Origin of the sequence: Thalassospira lucentensis (genome assembly GCF_032921865.1) — a bacterium.
GTDB lineage: Bacteria > Pseudomonadota > Alphaproteobacteria > Rhodospirillales > Thalassospiraceae > Thalassospira > Thalassospira lucentensis_A.
In genome coordinates this window covers 2,787,300-2,810,130 of sequence record NZ_CP136684.1, presented here as the reverse complement: position 1 = coordinate 2,810,130, position 22,831 = coordinate 2,787,300, and the positions used below count along the sequence as shown (strand labels likewise).

Annotated in this window: 18 protein-coding genes; 6 read left to right on the top strand and 12 right to left on the bottom strand. The window is 57.8% G+C overall.

Annotated features, from left to right (window positions below):
- Positions 1-30 precede the first annotated feature (30 nt).
- Positions 31-861, bottom strand: coding sequence for an alpha/beta hydrolase (locus R1T41_RS13575; RefSeq protein ID WP_317337510.1), 831 nt, complete (start codon positions 859-861; stop codon positions 31-33).
- A 180-nt stretch (positions 862-1,041) separates the two neighbouring features.
- Here R1T41_RS13575 and R1T41_RS13570 point away from each other — a divergent pair, with 180 nt between their 5' ends.
- Positions 1,042-1,953: an alpha/beta hydrolase gene (locus R1T41_RS13570; RefSeq protein WP_317337509.1), complete on the top strand. Its 912-nt coding sequence runs from the start codon at positions 1,042-1,044 to the stop codon at positions 1,951-1,953.
- A 75-nt stretch (positions 1,954-2,028) separates the two neighbouring features.
- On the opposite strand, the gene R1T41_RS13565 is transcribed toward R1T41_RS13570, so the two are convergent.
- The 6 genes from R1T41_RS13565 to R1T41_RS13540 form a co-directional block, all read right to left on the bottom strand.
- A complete protein-coding gene (locus R1T41_RS13565; protein ID WP_317337508.1) occupies positions 2,029-2,676 on the bottom strand; it encodes a class I SAM-dependent methyltransferase in 648 nt (215 codons plus the stop codon).
- 168 nt (positions 2,677-2,844) lie between these two features.
- Positions 2,845-3,732 carry a YghX family hydrolase gene (gene yghX / locus R1T41_RS13560; protein WP_062952689.1) on the bottom strand — a complete coding sequence of 296 codons (888 nt, stop codon included), beginning with the start codon at positions 3,730-3,732 and terminating at the stop codon, positions 2,845-2,847.
- Positions 3,733-3,883: 151 nt separating this feature from the next.
- Positions 3,884-4,684 (bottom strand): SDR family NAD(P)-dependent oxidoreductase, encoded by an 801-nt coding sequence (locus R1T41_RS13555; RefSeq protein ID WP_114110991.1) that lies wholly within the window; start codon positions 4,682-4,684, stop codon positions 3,884-3,886.
- A gap of 135 nt (positions 4,685-4,819) precedes the next feature.
- Positions 4,820-7,249, bottom strand: a complete 2,430-nt coding sequence (locus tag R1T41_RS13550; RefSeq protein ID WP_317337507.1) for a TonB-dependent siderophore receptor — start codon at positions 7,247-7,249, stop codon at positions 4,820-4,822.
- Between the two features lie 160 nt (positions 7,250-7,409).
- Positions 7,410-8,453, bottom strand: a complete 1,044-nt coding sequence (locus R1T41_RS13545) for a FecR family protein (RefSeq protein ID WP_317337506.1) — start codon at positions 8,451-8,453, stop codon at positions 7,410-7,412.
- Positions 8,454-8,588: 135 nt separating this feature from the next.
- The gene (locus R1T41_RS13540; protein ID WP_082832717.1) at positions 8,589-9,101 is read right to left on the bottom strand and encodes a sigma-70 family RNA polymerase sigma factor; all 513 of its coding nucleotides are present in this window, start codon (positions 9,099-9,101) and stop codon (positions 8,589-8,591) included.
- 157 nt (positions 9,102-9,258) lie between these two features.
- Here R1T41_RS13540 and R1T41_RS13535 point away from each other — a divergent pair, with 157 nt between their 5' ends.
- From R1T41_RS13535 to R1T41_RS13520, 4 genes are all read left to right on the top strand, one after another.
- Entirely contained in the window at positions 9,259-9,648 is a 390-nt protein-coding gene (locus R1T41_RS13535; protein WP_317337503.1) for a cytochrome c, read from the top strand.
- 199 nt (positions 9,649-9,847) lie between these two features.
- Positions 9,848-13,510: an autotransporter domain-containing protein gene (locus tag R1T41_RS13530; RefSeq protein WP_317337501.1), complete on the top strand. Its 3,663-nt coding sequence runs from the start codon at positions 9,848-9,850 to the stop codon at positions 13,508-13,510.
- A gap of 246 nt (positions 13,511-13,756) precedes the next feature.
- Entirely contained in the window at positions 13,757-14,575 is an 819-nt protein-coding gene (locus tag R1T41_RS13525; protein WP_317337499.1) for an alpha/beta hydrolase, read from the top strand.
- A 214-nt stretch (positions 14,576-14,789) separates the two neighbouring features.
- The gene (locus R1T41_RS13520; RefSeq protein WP_317337497.1) at positions 14,790-15,572 is read left to right on the top strand and encodes a substrate-binding periplasmic protein; all 783 of its coding nucleotides are present in this window, start codon (positions 14,790-14,792) and stop codon (positions 15,570-15,572) included.
- A 65-nt stretch (positions 15,573-15,637) separates the two neighbouring features.
- On the opposite strand, the gene R1T41_RS13515 is transcribed toward R1T41_RS13520, so the two are convergent.
- Positions 15,638-16,579, bottom strand: a complete 942-nt coding sequence (locus R1T41_RS13515) for an arylamine N-acetyltransferase (RefSeq protein ID WP_317337495.1) — start codon at positions 16,577-16,579, stop codon at positions 15,638-15,640.
- Between the two features lie 359 nt (positions 16,580-16,938).
- Here R1T41_RS13515 and R1T41_RS13510 point away from each other — a divergent pair, with 359 nt between their 5' ends.
- Positions 16,939-17,793, top strand: coding sequence for a D-amino-acid transaminase (locus tag R1T41_RS13510; RefSeq protein ID WP_062952698.1), 855 nt, complete (start codon positions 16,939-16,941; stop codon positions 17,791-17,793).
- 119 nt (positions 17,794-17,912) lie between these two features.
- Here R1T41_RS13510 and R1T41_RS13505 read toward each other — a convergent pair whose 3' ends face one another.
- Genes R1T41_RS13505 through R1T41_RS13490 form a run of 4 tightly spaced genes read right to left on the bottom strand, consistent with a single transcriptional unit; the run spans position 17,913 to position 22,703 of the window.
- The gene (locus tag R1T41_RS13505; RefSeq protein ID WP_317337492.1) at positions 17,913-19,364 is read right to left on the bottom strand and encodes an ABC transporter ATP-binding protein; all 1,452 of its coding nucleotides are present in this window, start codon (positions 19,362-19,364) and stop codon (positions 17,913-17,915) included.
- A complete protein-coding gene (locus R1T41_RS13500; RefSeq protein ID WP_317337490.1) occupies positions 19,364-20,209 on the bottom strand; it encodes an ABC transporter permease in 846 nt (281 codons plus the stop codon). The genes R1T41_RS13505 and R1T41_RS13500 overlap by 1 nt, the downstream gene beginning before the upstream one ends.
- A complete protein-coding gene (locus R1T41_RS13495; protein WP_317337488.1) occupies positions 20,206-21,144 on the bottom strand; it encodes an ABC transporter permease in 939 nt (312 codons plus the stop codon). Before R1T41_RS13495 ends, R1T41_RS13500 begins: the two co-directional genes overlap by 4 nt.
- On the bottom strand, positions 21,141-22,703 hold the full coding sequence (locus R1T41_RS13490; RefSeq protein WP_317337486.1) for an ABC transporter substrate-binding protein: 1,563 nt from the start codon (positions 22,701-22,703) through the stop codon (positions 21,141-21,143). The genes R1T41_RS13495 and R1T41_RS13490 overlap by 4 nt, the downstream gene beginning before the upstream one ends.
- Positions 22,704-22,831 lie beyond the last annotated feature (128 nt).

Here is a 22,831-nt window from a genome sequence, read left to right as displayed (position 1 = left end):
GAACAAAGCGGCAGGCACACAGAATATCCGCTATACGGCATCAACCAAAATCTTTGCCAAATGATCAGGCATATCGATCATGACATCATGCCCGCACGGCACTTTATGCGTCACAAAACCGGAATCTGTCTTTGCCTTTTCGTAAGCACCGCCAAACGGCGAAATATCCTTCCATCCCTCGGCATAGACGAATGTTTTTTTCGCAACCCTTTGATAATCGCCACCAAGTTTTATGCGCTCGCTGAATGTCGCAAGCGGCTGCGCGGTGCATTTGCTGTCCACATAGGCCTGATCGGCCTCGTTCACCCGAAAGATCGAAGACGGTATAGGCGGGATTGTATGGCCGCCATTATTGGCGGCACTGTTCAAATGAGCTTGCACGGCACCCGGCGCATCAAGATCAAATAACGACTGTCCATCAGCTGGCATGAAAGCATCCAGATAAACAATCGAGCGGATCGCTTTTAGCCGTTTATCCGCGACACCGGCAATCACCATTCCACCATAGGAATGCCCGCACAACACGGCATCATCAATGTCTTCAGCATCAATCAGACGAACAATATCCTCGATATGGGTCGAAAGATTGATCGATCCGGAAAATTGATGCGCATTCTCGGCCATACCACTTAATGAAGGCGTCCAAACCTGATGCCCCGCCTTGCGCAAAAGCGCGGCAACTCGGCCATAACACCATCCCCCATGAAACGCACCATGCACCAGAATGAACTTCGAAGCCCCCTTGCCGACAAGTCCTTCAGAGGCATCCGCAGCTTTTGCGGGTGCAGCAACCGCTGATGCCATTCCCAGCATGCCCATCATGCCGGCATTCTTGATCAGGTCGCGCCTGTTCATCGCCATCTTGCTTTCCATCCTTTGTTTGCAAGGCCATTCACGCCCGCAGTAAAAATGATAATTTGTAGCGATCACTAAACATAACTTGACTTCCTGACGCAAGAGATTATTTGTATCGATCACTACAAATAATTATCAGAACGTGCATTGGCGCTCCCAAGAACCGAATGCTTCGCAGGATACACAATGGATTTACTCACCGATAAAACGGCATCCCTATCTTTTTTCCCCGGCTTTCGACGGCTGGATGTTACGGTTGATGATGTTCGGTTTGCTGGCGTAATTGGCGGAAATGGCGCGCCATTGCTGCTCTTGCACGGCTATCCTCAGACCCATATCGCATGGCGAAAAATCGCTCATGATCTTGCGCGCTCATGGACACTTATCATTCCTGATTTGCCAGGATATGGCGCAAGTCAGATCGGCACCACAAAGCCACGCTGGACAAAACAACGTGTGGCCCGGTCCCTGACGGCCTTGATGCAGCACCTTGGATATCAGAAGTTTGCGGTTGTCGGGCATGACCGCGGGGCACGTGCAGGATTTCGTCTTGCTCTGGATTACCCGGATTTGGTGACGGCCTTCTCGTCCCTTGCGGTTGTTCCGGTGCTTGACGCAATGTCTGCTGTTGATCACCAATTCGCCGCCAGGAATTTCCATTGGTTTTTCCTGTCACAACCAGCAGGTTTACCTGAAAAACTTCTGGCAGCAGCACCCGATGCCTTCATCGAACACAGCTTGGCCACAATGGCCAACGGTCTTGAGAATATCGAGCCACAGGCACTTGCCATCTATCGCGAAGCCTTTCGCAATCCCAAAGTACGTCACGCCATTTGCGAGGACTACCGGGCAGCAATGAACGAAGATATGGACCTTGACCGGATCGACAGAACAAGCGGTAAAAAGCTCTTATGCCCGGTCCAGGTCCTATGGCCAACGAGTGATCCCCGAAACACGGCCGAGACCCAAATCGAAATATGGTCGCAGTGGGCTAACGACGTCACGGGAATGACGATCCACGCAGGACACTTATTACCTGAAGAATCTCCACAGGCAGTCATTGCCGCCCTGCGCAGCTTCCTGCCGATCCGCGTCTAAAGACACTGAAAACGTGATAAAACCGCCTAAGAGACATAAGTTCCTTACGGTCCATGTCGCCAAAGCCGCAACTCTTTAAAGCAACAATGACGGTTGCTGCAAAAACAGTACGAGATCCATCACCTCGGCAACCTGCCCCTCCGGCCCGGTCATCCTGCGCGACACATTCCCGGCCTTGTGCAAAATCCACTCATCGGGTTTAAGCTCAAGCCCGTCCAGCTCTTCCTGAAGGGTCGGGAACTGATGTTCGCCATTGCCCTTCCGCCACGGCGGGGCCGATGCGTGCGCGATACACAGGAAATATCCGCCCGGCGCCAGCCTTGCCATCGCACGCCGAAGGATATCGGCCCGCGCAAGGGCCACCGGCGACTGAAAATAGGACGCGGTGACAAGGTCATATTCCCCGTCCGGCATCTCGCGTTCCAGATCGCAGGCGACAAACCGCACCCGCCCCGCAAGGTCACTCCCCACCAGACGCTCCTGCGCCCGCTCAATCGCGGTTTGCGAAATATCCGCCCCCGTCACATCCCAGCCCCGCCCGGCCAGCCAAAGCGCATCATCCCCATGCGAACAGCCGATATCCAATGCCCGCCCCGGCGTCAGGTCGGCCACATACCGCACCAGCAACTCCCCCGGATTACCCGAATAGTCGGTCTTTTTTGTCCGATAATGATCTTCCCAGAATTCAACCGGGTTTTCCGGCCGTTCGGTCGCGTTTTGCATCGGAAATGCTCTTTCATCACAAGCCACATCGAATCACGTAACTTATGATGTATCGTAAAAGCCATTCCCGTCAAGCATCTCCAAACAAGACAGCCAAAACAAAACAGCCCGGCGGAATAGTGACCACCGGGCTGTAAATGAACATGCGGACCAGAACGCAGAACGCGCCTAGCTCAGATATTTATTGAACCAAGCAATCGTGCGGTCCCAGGCAAGCTTGGCCTGCTCCTCGTCATAGCGGGGGGTGGAATCATTATGGAACCCGTGATTGGCGCCTGGATAGATATAGGCCTCATAAACCTTGTTATGTTCCTTTAATGCCGCCTCATACGCAGGCCATCCTTCATTGATCCGCTCGTCCAGTTCACCATAATGCAACAGCAACGGCGCCTGAATGCGCGGCACATCAGCCACGTCCGCCTGACGGCCGTAAAACGGCACGGCGGCACCGAGTTCCGGATAAGCCACCGCCGCCGCATTCGACACACCCCCGCCATAACAAAAACCGGTAATGCCGGTTTTGCCCGTGGTTGCCTCATGCGCGGTCAGGAATTCGATGGCGGCAAAGAAATCGTTCATAAGCTTGGTCGGGTCGACCTGGCGCTGCAATTCGCGCCCCTTGTCATCATTGCCGGGGTATCCGCCAACCGATGTCAGCCCATCCGGGGCAAGGGCAATAAAACCGGCCTTGGCCACCCTTCGCGCCACATCCTCGATATAGGGGTTAAGCCCGCGATTTTCGTGCACCACCACCACGCCGGGCACCTTGCCCGTCAGATTTGCGGGCTTCACCAGATAGCCCCGCACCTCGCCATGGCCGTTGGGCGACGGATACATGATATATTCGGCGACAATATCGGGATCGGTAAACTCGACCTGTGTCGCAAGCGCATAATCCGGACTAAGCGACGCCAGAACCGACATCGCGGTGACCCCGCCGACAGTATATTTCGCGGCCCGGTCAAGAAATTCGCGGCGCGAAATGATCCCATGCGCATAGAAATCATAAAGTTCAAGCAGTTCCGGCGAGAAATCTTTGGCAGTCAAACGGTTCATCGTAAGCTCCCTGTTTCGGATGGGCCGGGGCGGAAATCATGATGCTGGCGGCAAGATTGCGAAAAGTTTTCTGCAATCACGCGGATCGGGCAAATCACAAATCCGCTACAGGTGAACCAGTTCACCTCATGGCCCGTCACCGTGCAGCCCATCACCGTGTGGTGCAGCTTAACCCGCCATCAACCACAAGCTCGATCCCCGTGACATATTTCGCCCCGTCCGATGCCAGATACAAAACCGCCTCTGCCACATCCCACGCATCACCCATATGCCCCATCGGCACCTGTGCATTGCGGGTTTCAAGAATACGGTTGATCTCGGCCCCGTCATAAAGCCGTGCCAGCGATGCCTCGACCAGTGGCGTGTGAATAAGCCCCGGCACCACCGCATTGACCCGCACATGATGCGGCGCATATTCCACCGCAAGCGATTTGGTGAATTGCGTAACGGCCGCCTTGGCCGCGGCATAGGCCGGATAATCAATTCCCATCTGCCGCGCCCCGCTGACCGATCCGATATTGATCACCGATCCGCTTTTGCGTTTGCGCATCGCGGGCATCACCGCCTGGCAGCTATGGAAAAATCCGGTGACATTGGTCTTGAACGCACTGTGCCAGTCTTCAACGTCAAGCCGTTCAAGCCCGCCGCCAATCACCATCCCGACATTATTGACCAGTACATCAATCTCGCCCAGCGACCCGCGTGCCGTCGAAACCGCAATATCGACCTGATCGCGTTTGGTGATATCGGCGGTCAATGCAATGACCTCGCCGCCTTCTTCCTCGATCAGCGATGCGGTTTCATCTGCGGCGATCTTGTTGATATCAACCACTGCAACCTTCGCCCCGGCCCGGGCCAGCAGCACGGACGTCGCCTTGCCATTTCCCCATCCCGGCGCACAGCAGCCACCACCGAATACCAGAACCGTTTTACCCAAAAGACGCTGATCCATGATGTCCTCCCGGAACGTTGCGGAATTCTACCAAAGGTTTCCGTTTTCCGATAGAGACACCAACCAGCAACCCCGCCATGCAAAACGGCCGTATCACGGGGATACGGCCGCCTGCATCTTCACGGATCGGAAATCTTACCAGCTATATTTCAGCGTCGCCAGAACCGTGCGGCCCTCACCATAGAAACGGCTGCCGAACGTGTTGGACGCGACATATTCCCGGTCAAACAGGTTGGTCGCATTGACCGCAAGGCTGACATTGTCCGTCACCATGTAATTCACCATGGCATCAACCACCGTATGCGATCCCAGCAGATCGGTATTGGCATCGTTGTTATAGCGTGACCCGACAAAACGGACACCACCACCAAGGGTCAGGTCGCCAAACACCCCATGTTCCGGAATGGTGTAATCCAGCCACGCCGATGCATTATGTTCAGGAACGTTTGACGGACGGTTGCCAATATTGTCGGTAATAACCTCTTCTTTGATTTCAGCGTCAAGATAGGTATAGGCCAGCGTCAGGTTGGTGCGCTCATCAAGCGACATCTTGCCTTCAAGCTCCAACCCGCGTGAATTGATTTCGCCGATCTGACGATGAACCGAATAATCCTCGCTCCATTGCGAAACGTTTTCCTGTGTCAGGTCAAACAGGGCAGCAGTGAACAACGCGTCAATTGCGGCAGGCTGATATTTGATACCAACCTCGTACTGTGTGCCTTCCTGCGGTTTGGCACCGCCCGGAAGCGACGATGTGCTGGAATAGACCGGCTGGAAAGATTCCGAATAGTTCCCGTAAACCGAAATCTCGTCCGTCGCCTTGTAGGTCAGACCTAGACGCGATGTGAATTTATGGTCGTCACGTTCCTCGACAGTCCCGCTGCTCAGCGTATCGACATCGCTCTGGACATAGTCAAAACGCCCACCCACGGTCGCGATCCAGTCATCGGCAATCGTAAGCTGTTCCTGCGCATAAAGCCCATAGGCCGCCTGCGTGATTTCCGTGTCCGAGTTACTGGTAAAGTTGATGCACGAAAGCCCGCAATAAGACGGATTGTAAGGATCAATCGGCGATGCTGTCCCGTCATAGCGTTGTTCGCGGTTCTGATCGCGGTTGTAGTCAAACCCCACCAGCGTCTTGCTGTCGAACGTTTCATTCAGTGCAGTGTCGTACTGCATCTGGTTGTCGATGGCAAAACGGTCAAGCTCGCCATAGATCGCAAAAGCCCAACGGTCACCAAGTGGCGTCGTGTCATGCAGATAAACCGTCTCGTAATCCAGATCGACATGGGTATATCGCGCGTTCTGGCGGAATTGCAGCTTGTCGGTAATCTGGTGCGAGAACTCGTACCCGATATTGGTTTCTTCGGTATCGAAAGTGTTGAAATCCGGTTCACCGAAAAACGCATTGCGGCTGGTTTCGATCCCGGCCGGGAAGCCGTAACCCAGATTGCTTTCGCGGTTGCTGTAACTGGTCAGGATGGTCAGTTCCGTTCCCGCCTTCGGCTTATAGGTAAAGGCCGGCGCAATATACACACGGTCATCCTGCGAATAATCCTGTTCGCGTTCCGCATCCTGCCAAAGTCCGGTCAGGCGATAGGTCCAGTTGCTGTCTTCCGCGACCGGCCCGGTCACATCCCCGCCACCGCGCACATGGTTTTCGCCAAGGGTCGTGAAAACCTCACCACCGGCTTCGTCCTGCGGGCGTTTGGTAATCAGGTTGACCAGCCCCCCCGGCCCGTTCATGCCAAACAGGCTTGATGTCGATCCTTTCAGGATATCGACCTGCTGAAGGCCATAGGGTTCCTGACGGGCCGTCACGAAGTTGTAGGTCCGTGACGACAATCCATCGCGATAGGTCGAAAGCGACGAATAAAAACCGCGGATACGGATATAGTCATATCGCACATCCGATCCATATTCGCCCGCCTGCACGCCTGCACTATAGGCAACCGCCTGCTGCACGTCCTGGACATTGCGCGTTTCCAGTTCCTTCTGCGTCACCACGGACACGGCGGCGGAATCATCAAGGATCGGCGTATCGGTTTTCGATGCCGTGCGCGACCGGCTGGCAACAACACTATCCTTTGTCGGGCCCATTGGCCCATAAGCACCCTCTGCATTGCCCTCAATCCGGATCGGATCAAGAACCTCGCCTTCTGCCGCCGCCGCACCGGTTGCAATCTGTTCGACCACCACGGTGCCGTCATCGGAAATGTTATAGGTCAGGCCACTTCCGGCAAACAGCCGGTCCAGCGCCTGCTGCGATGTCATGCTGCCGTTGACCGCTGGCGCATCAACCCCGCGCACAAGTGCGCCATCAACCGTGATCTGAAGACCGGACTGCTGCCCGAACAGGGCCAGCGCGCTGGTCATGGATTGCGCCGGAATCTCAAATGCATGTGACGCGGCAAGGACCCCCGCCCCGCTTTGCGCCACCTGTGCCTGCGCCATCGCCGGTGCCGCGATCACGACCGGCACCAACGCGCTTGTCACCAAAAGCGCGCTTGCAAAAACCGTCTGTCTGCCGCGGCTCCGCATGCCCGCCTTACCCCCTGTGGTCATTCCATGGATCTCCGTTCTGCGTCATATACATGATCACAAATGAGAATAACAACGCTTCTCATTTGCGCTTAAAACACAAAACGTGCCTCGGGGATTTTTTTTCAAAAAAACTTCGGAAAATTTTTCAGATTTTTGTCAAACGGCCTGTTTCAGGCCGTTCTCAGGATGCCGACACCAGCAAAACCCACGGCGTCATCTGCCGCACCACCGCATTTTGCGCCCGTGCAATCCCGCGAAGAGCCGCCAGCGGATCGGCAAGATTATAGACCCCCGTAACCGGTCGGGTCGCCAACGCATCATCGGTGATGATGATCCGGCCCGGATAATAGCGCCGCAGCCCGTCAATCACGGTACCCAGCGGCTGATCCTGAGCAATCAACTGGTTCTGCCGCCACGCGGCAACCTGACCTGCAGGCAATTGGCCACGCGCCACCGCCCCCTGCCATGTCACGCTGGCACTTTGCCCGGCTTCCAGTAACTCTGCGACCGGCGGGGTGATCTGATCAAACCCGACCCGCACCAGACCATGCTCGACCGCAACATCCGTGCCCGCCTCATTGCGCCGCACGTCAAACCCGGTGCCAAGTACCGTCACGCCAACCTCGTCGGCAAAAACCGTAAACGGCCGCTCGGCATCTGGGGTAACCTCAAAAAACGCCTCCCCCCCCAAAAGGTCGATATGGCGCTCGCCCGCCTCAAACCGCACCCGGATCGCACTTTCGGGTGCCATCGTCACCGTGCTGGCATCGGCAAGGGTGATGGTCCGCATCTCGGCGGTATCGGTCACATAATCGGCCTGCCAGCCGGTAACGGCACGGGTGACGATCCCCGGCCCGATCACGGCGGCAAAAAGCGATGCGGCAATGGCAAGCCCGCCACCAAGCCACATCTTTCGCCGCCCGAAAGCCGGATGCACGACATTGTCTTTGCGCGATGATGATGAAACAGACGATCCTTCACCGCCCGTTCGCATCTCCCGAACGAAGGGCTGCCAGCGATCAGCATGCTCAGGCGCGCCTGTCGCCATCACATCCGCCGCCCGGCGCGTGGCGTTCCATGCCTGCATATGTGCGGGGTCACGTTCGCACCATTCCGCAAATGCGCGCAGAATATCCTGATCGTCCGGCTCTTCCTGCAACAGGATCAGCCAGTCGGTCGCCTCCCGTGAGGCCTGCGGCGGGATCGCATCTGTGTTCGCTGCCATTCTCGTCTCTATTCCCGGTCGGTATCGCAGATTGCGGGTGCGCACCGGCCTGCCCCGAAAAGAACCAAAGCTAAAGTTCCTACAACTACTAAACGCATTTGCGGAACTTTTTTCTATAAATATTGTGAACCCGGCTCATGCCTGATCCAGCCGCTGTTTGCAATGCTCGATCCCGTCCGCCACCAGCTTGTGCGCCAGCGGCACGGAAATATCGAGGAAGGCGGCAATTTCCTTAAGCTTTGCGCCACCAAACCGATGCATCTCGCATGCAATGCGGGTGCGTTCGGGCAATTCGTCCATCGCCGCCATCACGATCGCATATTCATCCTTGTAAAGGGCGACGGTTTCCGGGTCCGGGGCAATATCGGCCGATATCCGGGCCGCCTCGTCAAAATCCCCGGCACTGGTCACGCGGTTTTCCCGCGCCAGCCTGCGTTTGCTATCCAGCGCCAGGTTGCGCACGATCCGGTAAAGATACCCCGTCGCATCCTCGATCAGCCGCCGGTCCGATGCCGCGTCAAACCGCAACCAGGCTTCCTGCACCAGGTCTTCGGCCTGCACGCGGTTACCCGTGATGCTGCTGGCATAATTCACCAGCGCCGGGCGATGCGACATGAAAAGAACAAGGGCGTTGGGGTTCGCGGACAAAGCCGTATTTCCTCGGGACGGCACAAACAACGATGCTTCACTAGCAGATATTAAGACTGATTATCAATATCTTTCGCAACATCCCGCCTGCACATTCGAAAAACTTCATTTACCAAATGGCGCTATACTCCCGCCAAAGACGAAAGAGGGAACCGCCATGATACACAAACGAAGCCTTGTCATCCTGATCACCGGGGTCGCCGCCGCGGCCTTCCTGCTGATCAGCAACCAGCTTGCCCATCGCGGCGAGGAACAGGGCGATATCACTCGTGGCAAGGCGATTGCCGAACAGACCTGCCTGCGCTGTCATATGGAATTTGCCGGTGATCCCTATCCCGACCCGACGATCACCACCGCCCCGCCACTGGCAAGCTTCGGTCAGCGCTGGCCGATTGAAAACCTCGAAGAGGCCCTTGCCGAAGGCATCACCGTGTCGCACGATCAACTGACCATGCCGGAATTCACCTTCACCCCTGAAACCATCGCCGATCTTCTCGCCTATCTTGACGATCTTTCCCAAAGGGCCGATGCCAGACCGGCAAACTGATCCGGGCGCGTGGCGACCATGCCCCGCCGACGGATGGTCTTTTTATCAAAAAACCTGCCAATTATCCACTTTGCGCAAGCCCTTATCCACATTGCGCAGAATAAAGTCCACGCTCTCAGATAGCGGGTTGTGCCCTTTGCGAAAGTCGCCCAAAGGAATGGGAACCTCTTATTTCTCATGACCAAAGGCGTGCTGTTACATGGATCCGCATCAACCATCCCGGCGGGCACGTCAATTCTCGTGCTGGCGAGGTATCTTTGCGCACACCCGATATGGTCTTGTCCCCCTGATCCTGTCATGCGCCGCACCAATCGGATCGGCACAGGCCGCAACGTTCAATGTCACCAACACCGCCGACAGCGGTGCCGGTTCCCTGCGGCAGGCGATTTTTGATGCCAACGCTGCGGGCGGCACCAACACCATCGATGTCCAAAACGGTCTGGGCACCATCACGCTGACCAGCGGCGATCTGAACGCGTTAAACAGCAACATCACGCTGAACGGTAATGGCAATACGCTGAGTGGCAATAACGCGTTTCGCGGCCTGTTTGTGTATTCCGGCACCGTGGCCATCAACGACCTGACCATTGAAAACGCCGTTGCTTCGGGCGGCGACGCAGGTCAGGCCGCCGGCGGCGGCGCCGGGCTTGGCGGGGCGCTGTTCGTCAAAGATGGCGCCAATGTCACCATCAGCAACCTTGTCGCGCAAAACAACGCCGCAACCGGCGGTGATGGCGGTGCACAAACCGCAAGTGGGGTCACCGGCGGCGGCGGCGGCATGGGGGGCGATGGCGGCACGGTTGTCAGTGGCACTAACGGCGGCGGCGGCGGCCTTGGCAGCGGAGCAACCGGTGGATCAAATGTTGGAAATGGCGGTGACGGAATCGCCCAGGGCGAAGGTGCCGGTGGGGATGGCGCCGATCTCGGCGGCGGGGGTGGTACGGGCGGCAGTAATGGCGGCGGCGGCGGTTCTGGCGACCAGTCGGTCGGCGGCGGCGGTGTCAACGGCATTGATGGCACGTTTACCGACGACCCCGATGGCGGCTTTGGCGGCGGCGGCGGCAAAGCCGGCAATGGCGGTTTTGGCGGCGGGGGTGGCGCATTCCGGGGCGATGGCGGTTTTGGCGGCGGCGGTGGTGGTGGCGGCCTTGGCAGCGTCGCCAGTGTCGGTCAGGGCGGATTTGGCGCTGGCAACGGTGTCTCAAGCGGTACCACCTCTCAGGCGGCCGGGGGTGGTGGCCTTGGTGCCGGGGGTGCCATCTTTGTCATGGATGGCGCAACCCTGACCATCGCCGGAACCCTGACCGTCAATAACAACACCGTCACCGGCGGAACCGGCGGAACCGGTGCGGCGGGCACGGCCGAGGACGGCTCTGCCTTTGGCGATGGTGTTTTCCTGCAAGGCAGCGGCACCCTGACCTTCAATCCTGATACCGGCGATACACAAACCCTTGCCAATACCATCACCGATCAGGCCGGATCGGGCGGCACCGGAAGCTGGGCACTGACCAAAAACGGCGCAGGCACCCTGACACTCAGTGCCGCCAACAGCTATTCCGGCGCAACAAACCTTTCGGCGGGAACATTATCCCTGTCAGGATCGGGAACACTCGGGGATGCCGCCGGGGTGCTTAACCTCACCGGTGGAACGCTTGATCTCGGCACGACAACACAGACCCGCACCGGCACCATCACACTCAATGGCGCAACCGTGTCAAATGGCACATTGTCCTCATCGGGCACCTTCGATACCCAATCAGGCACCATCAGTGCCGTTCTGGCCGGGACCGGGGCGCTTGCCAAAACCGGCACCGGCACCGTCACACTGAGTGCTGCCAACACCTATACCGGCGCAACAAACCTTTCGGCGGGCACATTATCCCTGTCAGGATCGGGAACACTCGGAAATGCCGCAGGCGCACTTAACCTGACCGGCGGCACGCTTGATCTCGGCACGACAACACAGACCCGCACCGGCACCATCACACTCAATGGTGCAACCGTGTCAAACGGCACCCTGTCATCATCGGGCACCTTCGCGACCCAGTCGGGCACCATCAGTGCCGTTCTGGCCGGGACCGGCGCGCTTGCCAAAACCGGCACCGGCACCGTCACACTCAGTGGGGCCAACACCTATTCCGGCACCACGACCGTTTCTGCGGGCCGCCTTGCGGTCAATGGATCAATTGCCTCTGCCGTCACGGTCGCGAGCGGTGCCACCCTTGGCGGCACCGGCACCTTAGGGGCGACGACCTTACAGTCGGGCGGCGTTCACGCGCCGGGCAATTCCATCGGCACCCAGACCGTCAATGGCGCCTATGTCCTCAATGCCGGTTCCATCCTCGAGATCGAGGTGGATAGTGCTGGCAATTCCGACAAGGTCATCGTGACTGGCACGGTCGATATCACCGGCTCGACACTGCGGGTCAAAGGCGTATCGGGGAACAATTTCTCCGGTCAAACCACCTATAATTACGTAATCATCGAAAATGATGGCGTTGATGCGATTACCGGCGATTTTGCAACGATTGACAATCAGCTTGCCTTTTATGACGCCGCCCGTTCCACCGTCGGCGGCACCGGCAATGATGTCTCCCTGACACTGACCCGCAACGCCAGTGGCTTTACCGACATTGCCACAACCCCCAATCAAAAAGCCGTCGCAGGCCAGGTCGGCAACCTTTCGGGCACGGACGGCACCACCATCAGCAACGCCATTCTCGGCCTGACGGATGCCGGGGCGCAGCACGCCTATCAGCAGCTCTCGGGCGATATCTTTGCCGCGGGCCCCACCATGAATGACCACATCACCCATCAGGCCACCGGCCAGATCGGGGCGCGCCTTGCCGATCTGAATCGCAGCCGCGGCGTTACCGGAACCATCAGCGGGTCCCTTGTCGCCGCCAGCACCCTGTCCCCCGCCGAACTTACCGGCTTTGCCCGTTCCGGCCCGATGGCAAGTGACAGTGAAATATATGCCAGTGATGCAAACATGCTCTCGCTGGGGGCTGAAAATGCACCACAGGCCGCATCCGCCATCTGGCTTCAGGCCATCGGCGCAACCGGCCGGATCGATGGTGATGGCAATGCCGACACCACCGATTACCAATGGACCGGCATGGTTGGCGGCTTTGACACACAGCTTTCCGATACCACCATTCTGGGGGTCTATTTCGGTTATGCCGACGCCAGGAACCGTCAGGCTGGCCGGGATGCCACCCTCGATAGCCGTAATTTCATGGCCGGGCTTTATGGCACGCGTGACCTTGGCGATGATTTGCGGCTTTCCGGGCAGGCCGGATGGACCCGAACGGCAAATGACAGCCGCCGTAATCTTGTTTTTGGCGGTATTGATCGTACCGCCACGGCGGACTACACCGACAATGCGCTCAATGCCAATCTTGAACTGGCAAGGGGATTTGACGTTGCCCATAACTGGCGGGTTGTGCCCTATGGCGCGCTGGGCGTGCTCTGGAACGATCATGACGCCTTTACCGAAACCGGGGCCGGCTCGGCCAATCTGTCACGCGCATCTGACAGCACCCTGACCGGAACCGCAAGCCTCGGGCTAAGGATGGTGGGCATGTTTGAAACCGGCAATGGCAAAACCCTGATCCCGCAATTCCGGCTTGGCTGGGACCATCACCTTGGCCCGACAGCCAACAGCACCACATTGGCCTTTACCGGCACATCCTCCTTCACGGTCGCAGGCAGCGAAACCGACCGCGATACACTGGTCGGCAATCTCGGCATGACCCTTGCCGATGACGATGGCTGGAGCTTCTATGCAGATTACCAGCCCTCAATCTCCAAAAGTCGCCGCGAACATGCCGCCAGTGCCGGGTTCAGAATGAAATTCTGATCCCGGAAACCGAACACACCAAACCCGCCGCAAGATGGATTCCCGCTTTCGCGGGAGTAACGGATAATGTGTCCTGCCGCCCTTACCTCCACCAGCACCCCCGCCACAATACCGACATCACGCTCATGTGATCTCACGTGATTAAATCGTACACGATTTAATATTGCACGATCATAAATTCACAGCTACAAGCATCTCATCGAAACAACGTTTGGCCGGTCATCGGCGAAACCGGGAAAAGGGAAGATGAAAATGCTGAATGTGAAAAACCTGCTCAAGGCGACTGCCTTTGCCTTCGGTCTGATGGCCGCGCAATCTCCGGCCTTTGCCGCTGACACGGCGGCCGCGAATGCCGCCAATACCAAACCGACCATCCTTCTGGTCCACGGCGCCTTTGCCGCCTCTGATAGCTGGGACGGTGTCGCGCCGATCCTGCAGGACGAAGGATATCGCGTGATCAGCGTTGCCAACCCGCTGCGCAGTGTCTCGGGCGATGCCGCCTATACCCGCTCGCTTATCGACAGCATTCCGGGTAAGGTCGTTCTGGTCGGTCATTCCTATGGCGGGCCAGTCATCAGCAACGCCGCAACCGGTGCGGCCAATGTCAAGGCGCTGGTCTATGTCGCCTCTTTCGCCCCGGAAAAGGGTGAAACCATTGCCGAACTGGCCGGAAAATTCCCCGGCGGCACCTTGGGCGAGGCCCTGGCAGCCCCGGTTCCGCTCGGCAACGGTGTGAATGACCTTTATATCGATCCGGCAAAATTCCACGCGCAATTTGCCGCCGACGTTCCGGCTGAAAAGGCCCGCCTGATGGCGATTGCCCAACGCCCGGTCACCGACTTTGCGCTGAACGAACCGTCTGGCGATATCGCATGGAAGGATGTGCCGTCCTACCACATCTATGGCACGGCCGATAAAAACATCCCGCCCGCCGCAATGGAATTCATGGCCAAACGCGCCAATTCACAGGAAACCGTCGTGATTGATGGCGCCTCCCACGTCGTCATGGTTTCCCACCCCAAGGAAGTTGCCGACCTGATCCTCAAGGCCGCCAACGCCAACTGATCCTTAACGCCTGCCTCCCTCAACATCTGCCCAACTTCACGCGCCGCATCCCCCCATGCGGCGCGTTTTTTTTATTTCCCGGAATATCGGAAAACCAGACATCCCCCTGCAAAGTCCTTTTCCCCCACCCATATACAAGGGAACACACGGTTGAATTGCGGCAACGACAGAACACCGCAACCAATCACCCGGTGCCGCCGGGAAAAGGACACGGATGACATTCTTTCGCAAAGTCTGGCTGACAGCGGCCTTTTTGCTGCTGGCTCAAACACAGATACAGGCACGCGCAAGCGAAACCACCGAAACGCTGGTGATCGTCACCAACGATTACCCGCCCTATACCCATGCCACGGCGCGCGAAAGCTTCCTGCCTGATCTGTTTCGCGCCATCGGCAAAGAAATGAATGTCCGTTTCGAATTTCATTTCAGACCGTGGAAGCGCGGCGAACAGGATGTTGAAAATCTCGAAGCATGGGGCACATTACCCTATCGCTGGTCCGAAGAACGCGACCGGAAATTCAATTTCTCCGACCCGCTCTATATCGAGGATTCCCCGTTTTTCGCCTATAACGCACAGGGTGCGAAACCAGCCATCCGATATGAAACCCTGGCCGATCTGCATTCCTACCGCCTGGGCGGGATACAGGGATATTATTATCAGCCATGGTATGAGGAAGCCGGGCTAAACGTCGAATATGCCCTGTCCGAAGAACAGAATTTCAAAATGCTGCAACTGGGCCGGATTGACCTGTTTTCCACCGCGCGCTCGGTCGGCTGGCACGTCATCCGAAGCCTCTTCCCACCCGAAGAAGTTGAAAAATTCTATACGCTTGAAAAACCGCTGCTTCCGGGCGCTGGCCTGTTTCTGATGACCTCAAAGGACTATCCGAACGGCACCGAACTGCTTGAACGCTTTAACGCTGCCCTCGCCAAGGTCAAAAAGAACGGCACATTCGAAAGCCTGATGAACCGCCATGAATTGTCGGTCAATTACTGACCCGCCTGCAAAAAGGGCCGCAGCACCTTGCCACGGCCCCTGATCATGCTGATTTAACGGCTTCATTACCCCTGCTTGCGCACGGCCTCCGCACTGGCAACCACATCTTCAAGGTAGGTCCGCCACGACGGATCAACGCTGATGCCGAAAATATCGGTCAATGTCTGCTCGACATCGCCGACTGAAAGGTGATGCACCTCTTCCTCGCCCGTCCGCAGCCGAATGGTCAGGCGATTGTTCAGCAACGTGAACCTTGCATGCGGGGCGCTTCGCGCCACCATCAGAACCTTGGCAAAGCCGCTTTCGGGATGGGTGCTGGCATAGAAATTCATCACCTCGTAATCGATATCCTCGACCGGGACGATATCGACCTCATGCACCGGCTTCCACACCCCGTCGCGTTCAAGCTCCGTCAGGTAACGGCCATGACGTTCCCGCACCCGGAAGGTGTCATGCGGGGTGACCTGCGGCACCGAAACGCCCAGCAAAAGCGGCGCGGTCGGCACACAGCCGCCCAGCCCGACATCAACCAGCCACGCCTCGCCATCCAGCGTGACGCGCATCGCCATGTGGCAGCGCGGCCGCGGGCCATCGCCCTCGTTATAGCCCCACAATACCCGCCCGGCGAGGCTTTCGACCTCAAAGCCAAGGCTGCGCAACACGCGGCGGAAAAGGCCGTTCTGCTCGAAACAATAACCACCGCGTCCTTCAAAAATGATCTTGCGGTCGATATCCTCTGGCGCAAGGCTTACCCCCTTGCGACACAGCACATTGATCGCCTCGAACGGGATATGGGCAGGATGCAGCGCATGGAGATCGCGCAAAACCTCAAGCGTCGCCTCGCGCGGGCCGTCATAGCCGATCCGGGCAAAATAGGCGTCCAGATCAACCTGCGGCTCAGGCAGCGGAAAGGGCTTTGCCCAGCTTGCGTCAATCGCGTTCTGCACGCTGGAAGTGATCGCGGCATCATCGAATTTGGGGGCACTTATCGGCAGATGCGTATTCATCGGGGGGCTCCGTGTCTTGTCCGTTTGGGGCGTGATGTAATCAGGACTTCCGTTTCTGGAACAGGACCATAGGACCTCAAGTTAAGTTCAGGTCAAACACTAATTTCAAAAAGTTTTCATCGAATGTTCTGCGGTTCTGCGCGCCAATGAACGCATATATATGCGACATTGCGGCATTCGAAAGGCCGCAAAGGCAATTTTCCACCTTTTATACGCAACAACCAAAGCGTCGCGCGACAAACCCGCCCGCTCTGTGCTATCGAAATGGGTATATGGTTTAACATGCGCGATCGGCCATCCCCGGAAACCGGATTTCCGGCATCGCCTTTCGACGGTTCCCGAACAGACAGGAAGATGACATGCGTACTGTTTATGTGAACGGCGACTATCTGCCGGAAAATGAAGCCAAGGTTTCGATCTTTGACCGTTCCTTCCTGTTTGCCGACGGCGTGTATGAAGTCACCTCGGTGCTTGATGGCAAGCTGATCGATTTCAACGGTCACATGACCCGTCTGGCGCGCTCGCTGTCCGAACTGGGCTTCACCTACAAGGCCGATATCGACGAACTGCTTGAAATCCACCGCGAACTGGTCAAACGCAACGACATCACCGAAGGCCTGGTTTACCTGCAAATCTCGCGCGGGTCGGCCGGTGACCGTGATTTCGCGATCAAGGATGACACTCCGGCCACGGTTGTTCTGTTCACCCAATCCAAATCCCTGATCAAATCGCCGCTCGCCGAACGCGGCCAGAAAATCCTGACTTACCCGGATGTCCGCTGGCGCCGGTCCGACATCAAAACCGTCCAGCTTCTTTATGCATCCCTTCTCAAAACCGAAGCCGCTGCCAAGGGGGCTGATGATGCGTGGATGGTGCTCGATGGTTATGTCACCGAAGGCTCGTCAAACAACGCCTATATCGTGACGCAGGATAACGTCATCGTCACCCGCCAGCTTTCCAACGACATCCTGCATGGCATCACGCGCAAGGCCGTCCTGAAATGTGCCGAGGAATTGCAGCTCAAGGTCGAAGAACGCCTGTTCACGGTCGATGAAGTCTATGCCGCCAAGGAAGCCTTCTCGACCTCGGCCTCGGCCTTTGTCTGCCCGGTCGCCGAAGTCGATGGCAAGAAAATCGGCGATGGCACGCCGGGCCCGATCGCCAAGCGGCTGCGCGAAATCTATATCGACGCCAACCGCGCCACCGCGATCTGACCACTCAGCATCTTGCGTCCCAAACGCAAAACGCCGCCTTTACCGGGCGGCGTTTTTTTGTTTGTCTGAAATAATCGGGGCCTCGCGACCGAACCATCGGCCACAAGCCAAGGAAGCCGTTATGCCGCTTTGGCCTGTGTGGTCGCGGTCCGCGCATTATCAATTCGGATGATCCGGTCGGCAATGCGTTCGGCCAAGACCTCGTCATGCGTCACCAGCAGCAACGCAAGATCGCGTTCGCGAACCTGTGCCACCAGAAGGTCGATCACCCGTTTCTGACTGACCGGGTCAAGCCGCGATGTCGCCTCGTCGGCAAACAGCATCACCGGATCCAGAAGAAGCGACCGCGCAATTGCAAAACGTTGCAATTCCCCACCCGAAATCGCCGAGGGCGGCCTTGCCAGAAGCCCGCGATCAAGGCCAAGGCTTTCCATCATCGCGGTCTGGCGTGCCATGTCGATCCCGTGTAACCGCCGAAGGTCGTCAAATCCCTGACCAAGCGTCTGATGGGCAATAAAGGCCGATGGCGGGTCCTGATAGATTTTCTGGTATCGCATCGCCGGAAGATTTCCCGGTCGTTCCACCGTCCCCTCCTGAAACGGCATCAATCCCAGCAAAATATTGCCAAGCGTGCTTTTCCCACTGCCGCTTGGCCCCAGGACCACGGTGATCTCGCCCCGGTTCAGGGTGATATCAAGCCCGGAAAAAAGCTGCCTTTCGCCAAATGACTTGCCAATACCGCGTCCGGTGACGACCGCTTTATCACCCGATGACGTCACATCGTTACGGGGATGCGGATGGTCGCGCACCGGCCAGTTGCGTGGCAAGCTCGCCACCAGATCCCGGGTATAGGGATCGGACGGCGCAGACAAAATATCCGCCGCCGCCCCGGCCTCAAGCAACCGGCCACGCCGCATCACGCCGACCGTCCCGCCAACCTGTTCGGCCAGTTCAAGATCATGGGTGATCACCATCATCGCCCGGCCAAGTGCAACCTCGAAGCACAGCAATTCGCCCACAACCTTGCACAATGCCCGGTCAAGCCCCTTGGTCGGCTCGTCGGCCAGCATCACCGGGCTGCCGCCCGCATGGGCCATGGCAATCGAAACGCGCTGCGCCATGCCGCCCGACAATTCAAACGGATAGGCATTTCCCGCATGGGCAAGCCCCACCGCCGAAAGTTCACCATCCGCCTTCTGCCCGGCTTCCCGCGCCGGAACACCATGCAGGGCGGTGTAAACTTCCGCCACCTGCCCCTGCACCCGCATGGTGGGATCAAGCGCAAGCCACGGCTCTTGTGGCAAAAGGGCAATCTTGCGCCCCCACAAGGCACGTCTGGCATCGGCTGTCTGTGTCAGAAGATCCACTCCGTCAAACAGGATTTTCCCCTCGCACACCAGACTGTCAGGCAGGCTGCCCATCACCGCATGCATGATCAGGCTTTTGCCCGATCCGGTTTCCCCGATCAGGCAAACCGGCCTGTTCGGGCCAAATGCCAGCGACACATCATCAACCAGAACCGTGCCACCCTGTGTGCGCACCGTCAGATTTTCGATACGGATATCATGCATCAGCTTTTCCTTCCGGCCAGAAGCTGCAACGCCAGAACCAGCAGGAAAATCGCCGCTGCCGGCATCATGATCTGCAACGGGGCCTCGCTGTAATAGGGCATCAGTTCAACAATCATCGCGCCAAGCTCGGGTGTTGGCGGGCGCAGGCCGACATGGATCGCGCTTAACGTACTGACCGCAATGATCGCCGATCCGGTGGCAAAGGCAAAAAGCGTAATCATCGGCCCGGCCAGCGCCGGGAAAATGATCCGCGTCACGATGTAAAACCGCCCGAACCCCAAAAGCCGTGTGGCTTCAACACTGGGCGATGTCATGACACGCGCCGTTTCGATGCGCGCCACCCGGAAAAACTCGACCCAAAGATAAAGCGCCAGGCCAAGATAAAGCGGCCCGAACTGCCCCGGCGCAAACGCCAGCAACAGCAGAACCAGCAACAATCCCGGCAGGGCCAGAACAATATCCGAAAGCGCGACAAGCCCGCGTTCGATTAATCCGCCGCGTGCCGCCGCCAGAATGCCCAGCAAAATCCCCGGCACCGCCGCCGTCAATGCCGTCACAAAGGCCATGACAAACGAAAGCTGCGCACCGAATGCAAGACGTGCGAGCATCGAACGACCGAAATGATCGGTCCCCAATATATGCGCCGCATCGCCCGGCGCGATCAGAACCGCATCGTAATCCTGTGCCAGCGGATCAGTATCAATCAGCATCGGCCCGATAAACGCAAACGCCAGAAGCGGCACAATGATCGCCACCCCCGCCATGCGTGCGGTTGTCCAGAATCCGCCAGCCTGCTGTTCGGCCAGACCAGCCGGAAGATGTGCAAGTGATCCGGTTTTCATCATGCTGCCCTCCGCAAACGCGGATCAAGCCTCAGACACATAAGATCGACCACACTGTTCAGCAACACGAACAATCCCCCCATGGCAAGGGCCGTGCCCTGCACCATCGGCACATCGCGCGCGATGATCGCATGGACAAGCGCATGACCGATCCCCGGAAAGGCAAAGATCGATTCAACCACGACCACCCCTTCGACCAGATACACCATCTGCAAACCCAGATAGGTGACAACCGGCAGGGACGCATTGCGGACCCCGTGGCGCATCACCACCGCCCGGTCAGACAATCCCTTGTACCGGGCATGGATGAAATAGGGGGCGGATGCCACCCCCATCATGGCATCGCGCATCACGCGCGACGACATCGCCGCAAGACCAAGTGCGAGGGTGAACGACGGCAGCACAAGGTTCTCCCAGCTACCAAACCCTGCGGTCGGCAGCCAGCGCAACGTCACCCCGAACACCATCATGAACAGGATCGCCAGAACAAAGGGCGGCACGGCACGCAAACCAACCGCGACAAGCAGCATCACCCGGTCATAGACCGATCCGGGAAACAGCCCGGCAATCGCCCCGGCCACCGGCCCGATGACAAGCGACAGTACAAAGGCCGTCACCGCCAGCCACAGGGTATAGCCAAGCTGCAAACCGATCTCGTGGATCACCGGCGCCCCGGTCACCAGCGAATGGCCCAGATCAAACCGGACCAGATCGCCCATCCATGACAGGAACCGGACAAGGATCGGCTGATCCAGGCCAAGCTCGGCCCGGACCATATCCGAAATCGCATTATCCATCATGTCCGGGCCATACCGGCCTGCGGCAATCCTTAATGCCGGATCACCCGGCAGGAAATACATCAACGCAAAACTCAGCGTGCCGACGATCAGAATAACCGCCACAAGCTGCATCAGGCGGGTCGCAATCAATCCCTTCATCGAGCCCACCGCAGATCGGCAAGGTAATAATTCTGCTCATACGGATCGGTGCGGACATTTTCCAACCGCGCACTCGATGCCATGGCAAGCTCGCTCCAGACCAGCGGAATGGTCGGCAATTCGGCCTGCAGGATATCGGCAAGCTTCTTTTGCATCTGCGCGCGCGCATCCCCGTCCGTCGTCTTGCGCAAATCGGCAATCAGGTCTTCGGCCTCGGCATTGTGCCAGTTCATCGCCCCCCAATCAGCCCCGCCGGGACCATAATCTTCCATCACCGTCGCCAGTGGATCGGGCACCATCGAAAAACTGCGTGTCACAAGGGCGGCCTCAAGCGTACCATCGGCATGACCGGCCGGAATTTCGGTATAGCTGCCCACCGAAATCTCAAGCCCGATACCGACATCGCGCAATTGTGACTGCAATGCCGTGGCAATCAGCGGCAAATCCGGCCAGCTTGCATAGGTCCGCACGGTCACATCAAACCGTTTGCCATCCTTTTCAAGAATGCCGTCCGAACCGGCAACCCAGCCCGCATCGGCCAAAAGGTCGCGCGCCTTTTGCGGATCGAAATCAAGGACCGGCATATTCGCATCATACCAGTCGCGAATTTCGGGCGGGAACATCTGGCTTGCCGCCAGATCGGTGTTGCGCATCACAACCCCGGCAATCGCCTTTCGATTGATCGCAAGGCTCAGCGCCTGCCGCTCCACCGTTTCGTCAAAGAACGGCTGCGCCAGATTCAATTTCAAAAGCCGGGTCCGTGGGACGGTCGCCACCGTCACATTCACATCGGGATTGCCCTTAAGCTGTGTCACCGCAACCGGCAACAGCGACAGAACCAGATCGGCATCACCACTTTGCGCCATCATCGCGCGCGTCTCACCACGGCTGACCGCAAGATAGCTGACTTTCTCGATCTGCGCGCGGCCGTTCCACCATTTGTCAAACGCCGAAAGCTCGATCCGAAGCGGCGGCACAACCGCATCAACCCGGTATGCGCCGGTGCCGATAATCGTCTGGACTTCCCCGACATCGTCAAACGATCCCGCTGCAAGGATGATGGTGCTGTAATGCGCCAGAAACGCTGGCAACATCGCAAACGGCTCGGACAGCGTGATCACGATGTCATTGCCCGATGCGGAAATGCCGGTAATCGGTGCCTGGCGCAACACGCCCGGGCGCTCGAACGCGCGGTTAAGATCGGCGGCCACAATTTCGGCCGTCATCGGCGTGCCATCATGGAATGTCACATCATCGCGCAGGCTGATTTCCCACCGCAGCCCATCCTCGCTTGCCCGGCTGCCTGTCGCCAGCATCGGCACGATCTGGCTTTCGCGATTGACCGTAAACAGCGTTTCGGCGGCCTGCATGCGACTGAAAAGATAGCCCGACTTGGCCGGATCAAGTCCGGAAATCTCAAGCGGACTTGCAATATCAAGCACATCGTCATTCGCCCCGGCCATCGCCACACCGGTAATCCCTCCGGTGGTTTCAACCGCCCCGGCAACCGCCAGAATACCGGCAAGGGTATAAAAACGGGCAAGCAGTGCTCGCGTCATCATCTTCTCCATGAAACAAATTTGTTATGATATAACATAACACTTAAAATCTGTTCCAAGGCAGAAAGTCAACCGTTTTTGCGAACGTCTCGCAAAATTCATCCCCCCTTCCCGGAATGCCGACCGGG

Excerpts from the sequence above, each read along its gene's own strand:
- R1T41_RS13575 (WP_317337510.1), bottom strand. The coding sequence starts at position 861 with ATGGCGATGAACAGGCGCGACCTGATCAAGAATGCCGGCATGATGGGC.
- R1T41_RS13570 (WP_317337509.1), top strand. The coding sequence starts at position 1,042 with ATGGATTTACTCACCGATAAAACGGCATCCCTATCTTTTTTCCCCGGC.
- R1T41_RS13565 (WP_317337508.1), bottom strand. The coding sequence starts at position 2,676 with ATGCAAAACGCGACCGAACGGCCGGAAAACCCGGTTGAATTCTGGGAA.
- yghX (WP_062952689.1), bottom strand. The coding sequence starts at position 3,732 with ATGAACCGTTTGACTGCCAAAGATTTCTCGCCGGAACTGCTTGAACTT.
- R1T41_RS13555 (WP_114110991.1), bottom strand. The coding sequence starts at position 4,684 with ATGGATCAGCGTCTTTTGGGTAAAACGGTTCTGGTATTCGGTGGTGGC.
- R1T41_RS13550 (WP_317337507.1), bottom strand. The coding sequence starts at position 7,249 with ATGACCACAGGGGGTAAGGCGGGCATGCGGAGCCGCGGCAGACAGACG.
- R1T41_RS13545 (WP_317337506.1), bottom strand. The coding sequence starts at position 8,453 with ATGGCAGCGAACACAGATGCGATCCCGCCGCAGGCCTCACGGGAGGCG.
- R1T41_RS13535 (WP_317337503.1), top strand. The coding sequence starts at position 9,259 with ATGATACACAAACGAAGCCTTGTCATCCTGATCACCGGGGTCGCCGCC.
- R1T41_RS13530 (WP_317337501.1), top strand. The coding sequence starts at position 9,848 with ATGGATCCGCATCAACCATCCCGGCGGGCACGTCAATTCTCGTGCTGG.
- R1T41_RS13525 (WP_317337499.1), top strand. The coding sequence starts at position 13,757 with ATGAAAATGCTGAATGTGAAAAACCTGCTCAAGGCGACTGCCTTTGCC.
- R1T41_RS13520 (WP_317337497.1), top strand. The coding sequence starts at position 14,790 with ATGACATTCTTTCGCAAAGTCTGGCTGACAGCGGCCTTTTTGCTGCTG.
- R1T41_RS13515 (WP_317337495.1), bottom strand. The coding sequence starts at position 16,579 with ATGAATACGCATCTGCCGATAAGTGCCCCCAAATTCGATGATGCCGCG.
- R1T41_RS13510 (WP_062952698.1), top strand. The coding sequence starts at position 16,939 with ATGCGTACTGTTTATGTGAACGGCGACTATCTGCCGGAAAATGAAGCC.
- R1T41_RS13505 (WP_317337492.1), bottom strand. The coding sequence starts at position 19,364 with ATGCATGATATCCGTATCGAAAATCTGACGGTGCGCACACAGGGTGGC.
- R1T41_RS13500 (WP_317337490.1), bottom strand. The coding sequence starts at position 20,209 with ATGATGAAAACCGGATCACTTGCACATCTTCCGGCTGGTCTGGCCGAA.
- R1T41_RS13495 (WP_317337488.1), bottom strand. The coding sequence starts at position 21,144 with ATGAAGGGATTGATTGCGACCCGCCTGATGCAGCTTGTGGCGGTTATT.
- R1T41_RS13490 (WP_317337486.1), bottom strand. The coding sequence starts at position 22,703 with ATGACGCGAGCACTGCTTGCCCGTTTTTATACCCTTGCCGGTATTCTG.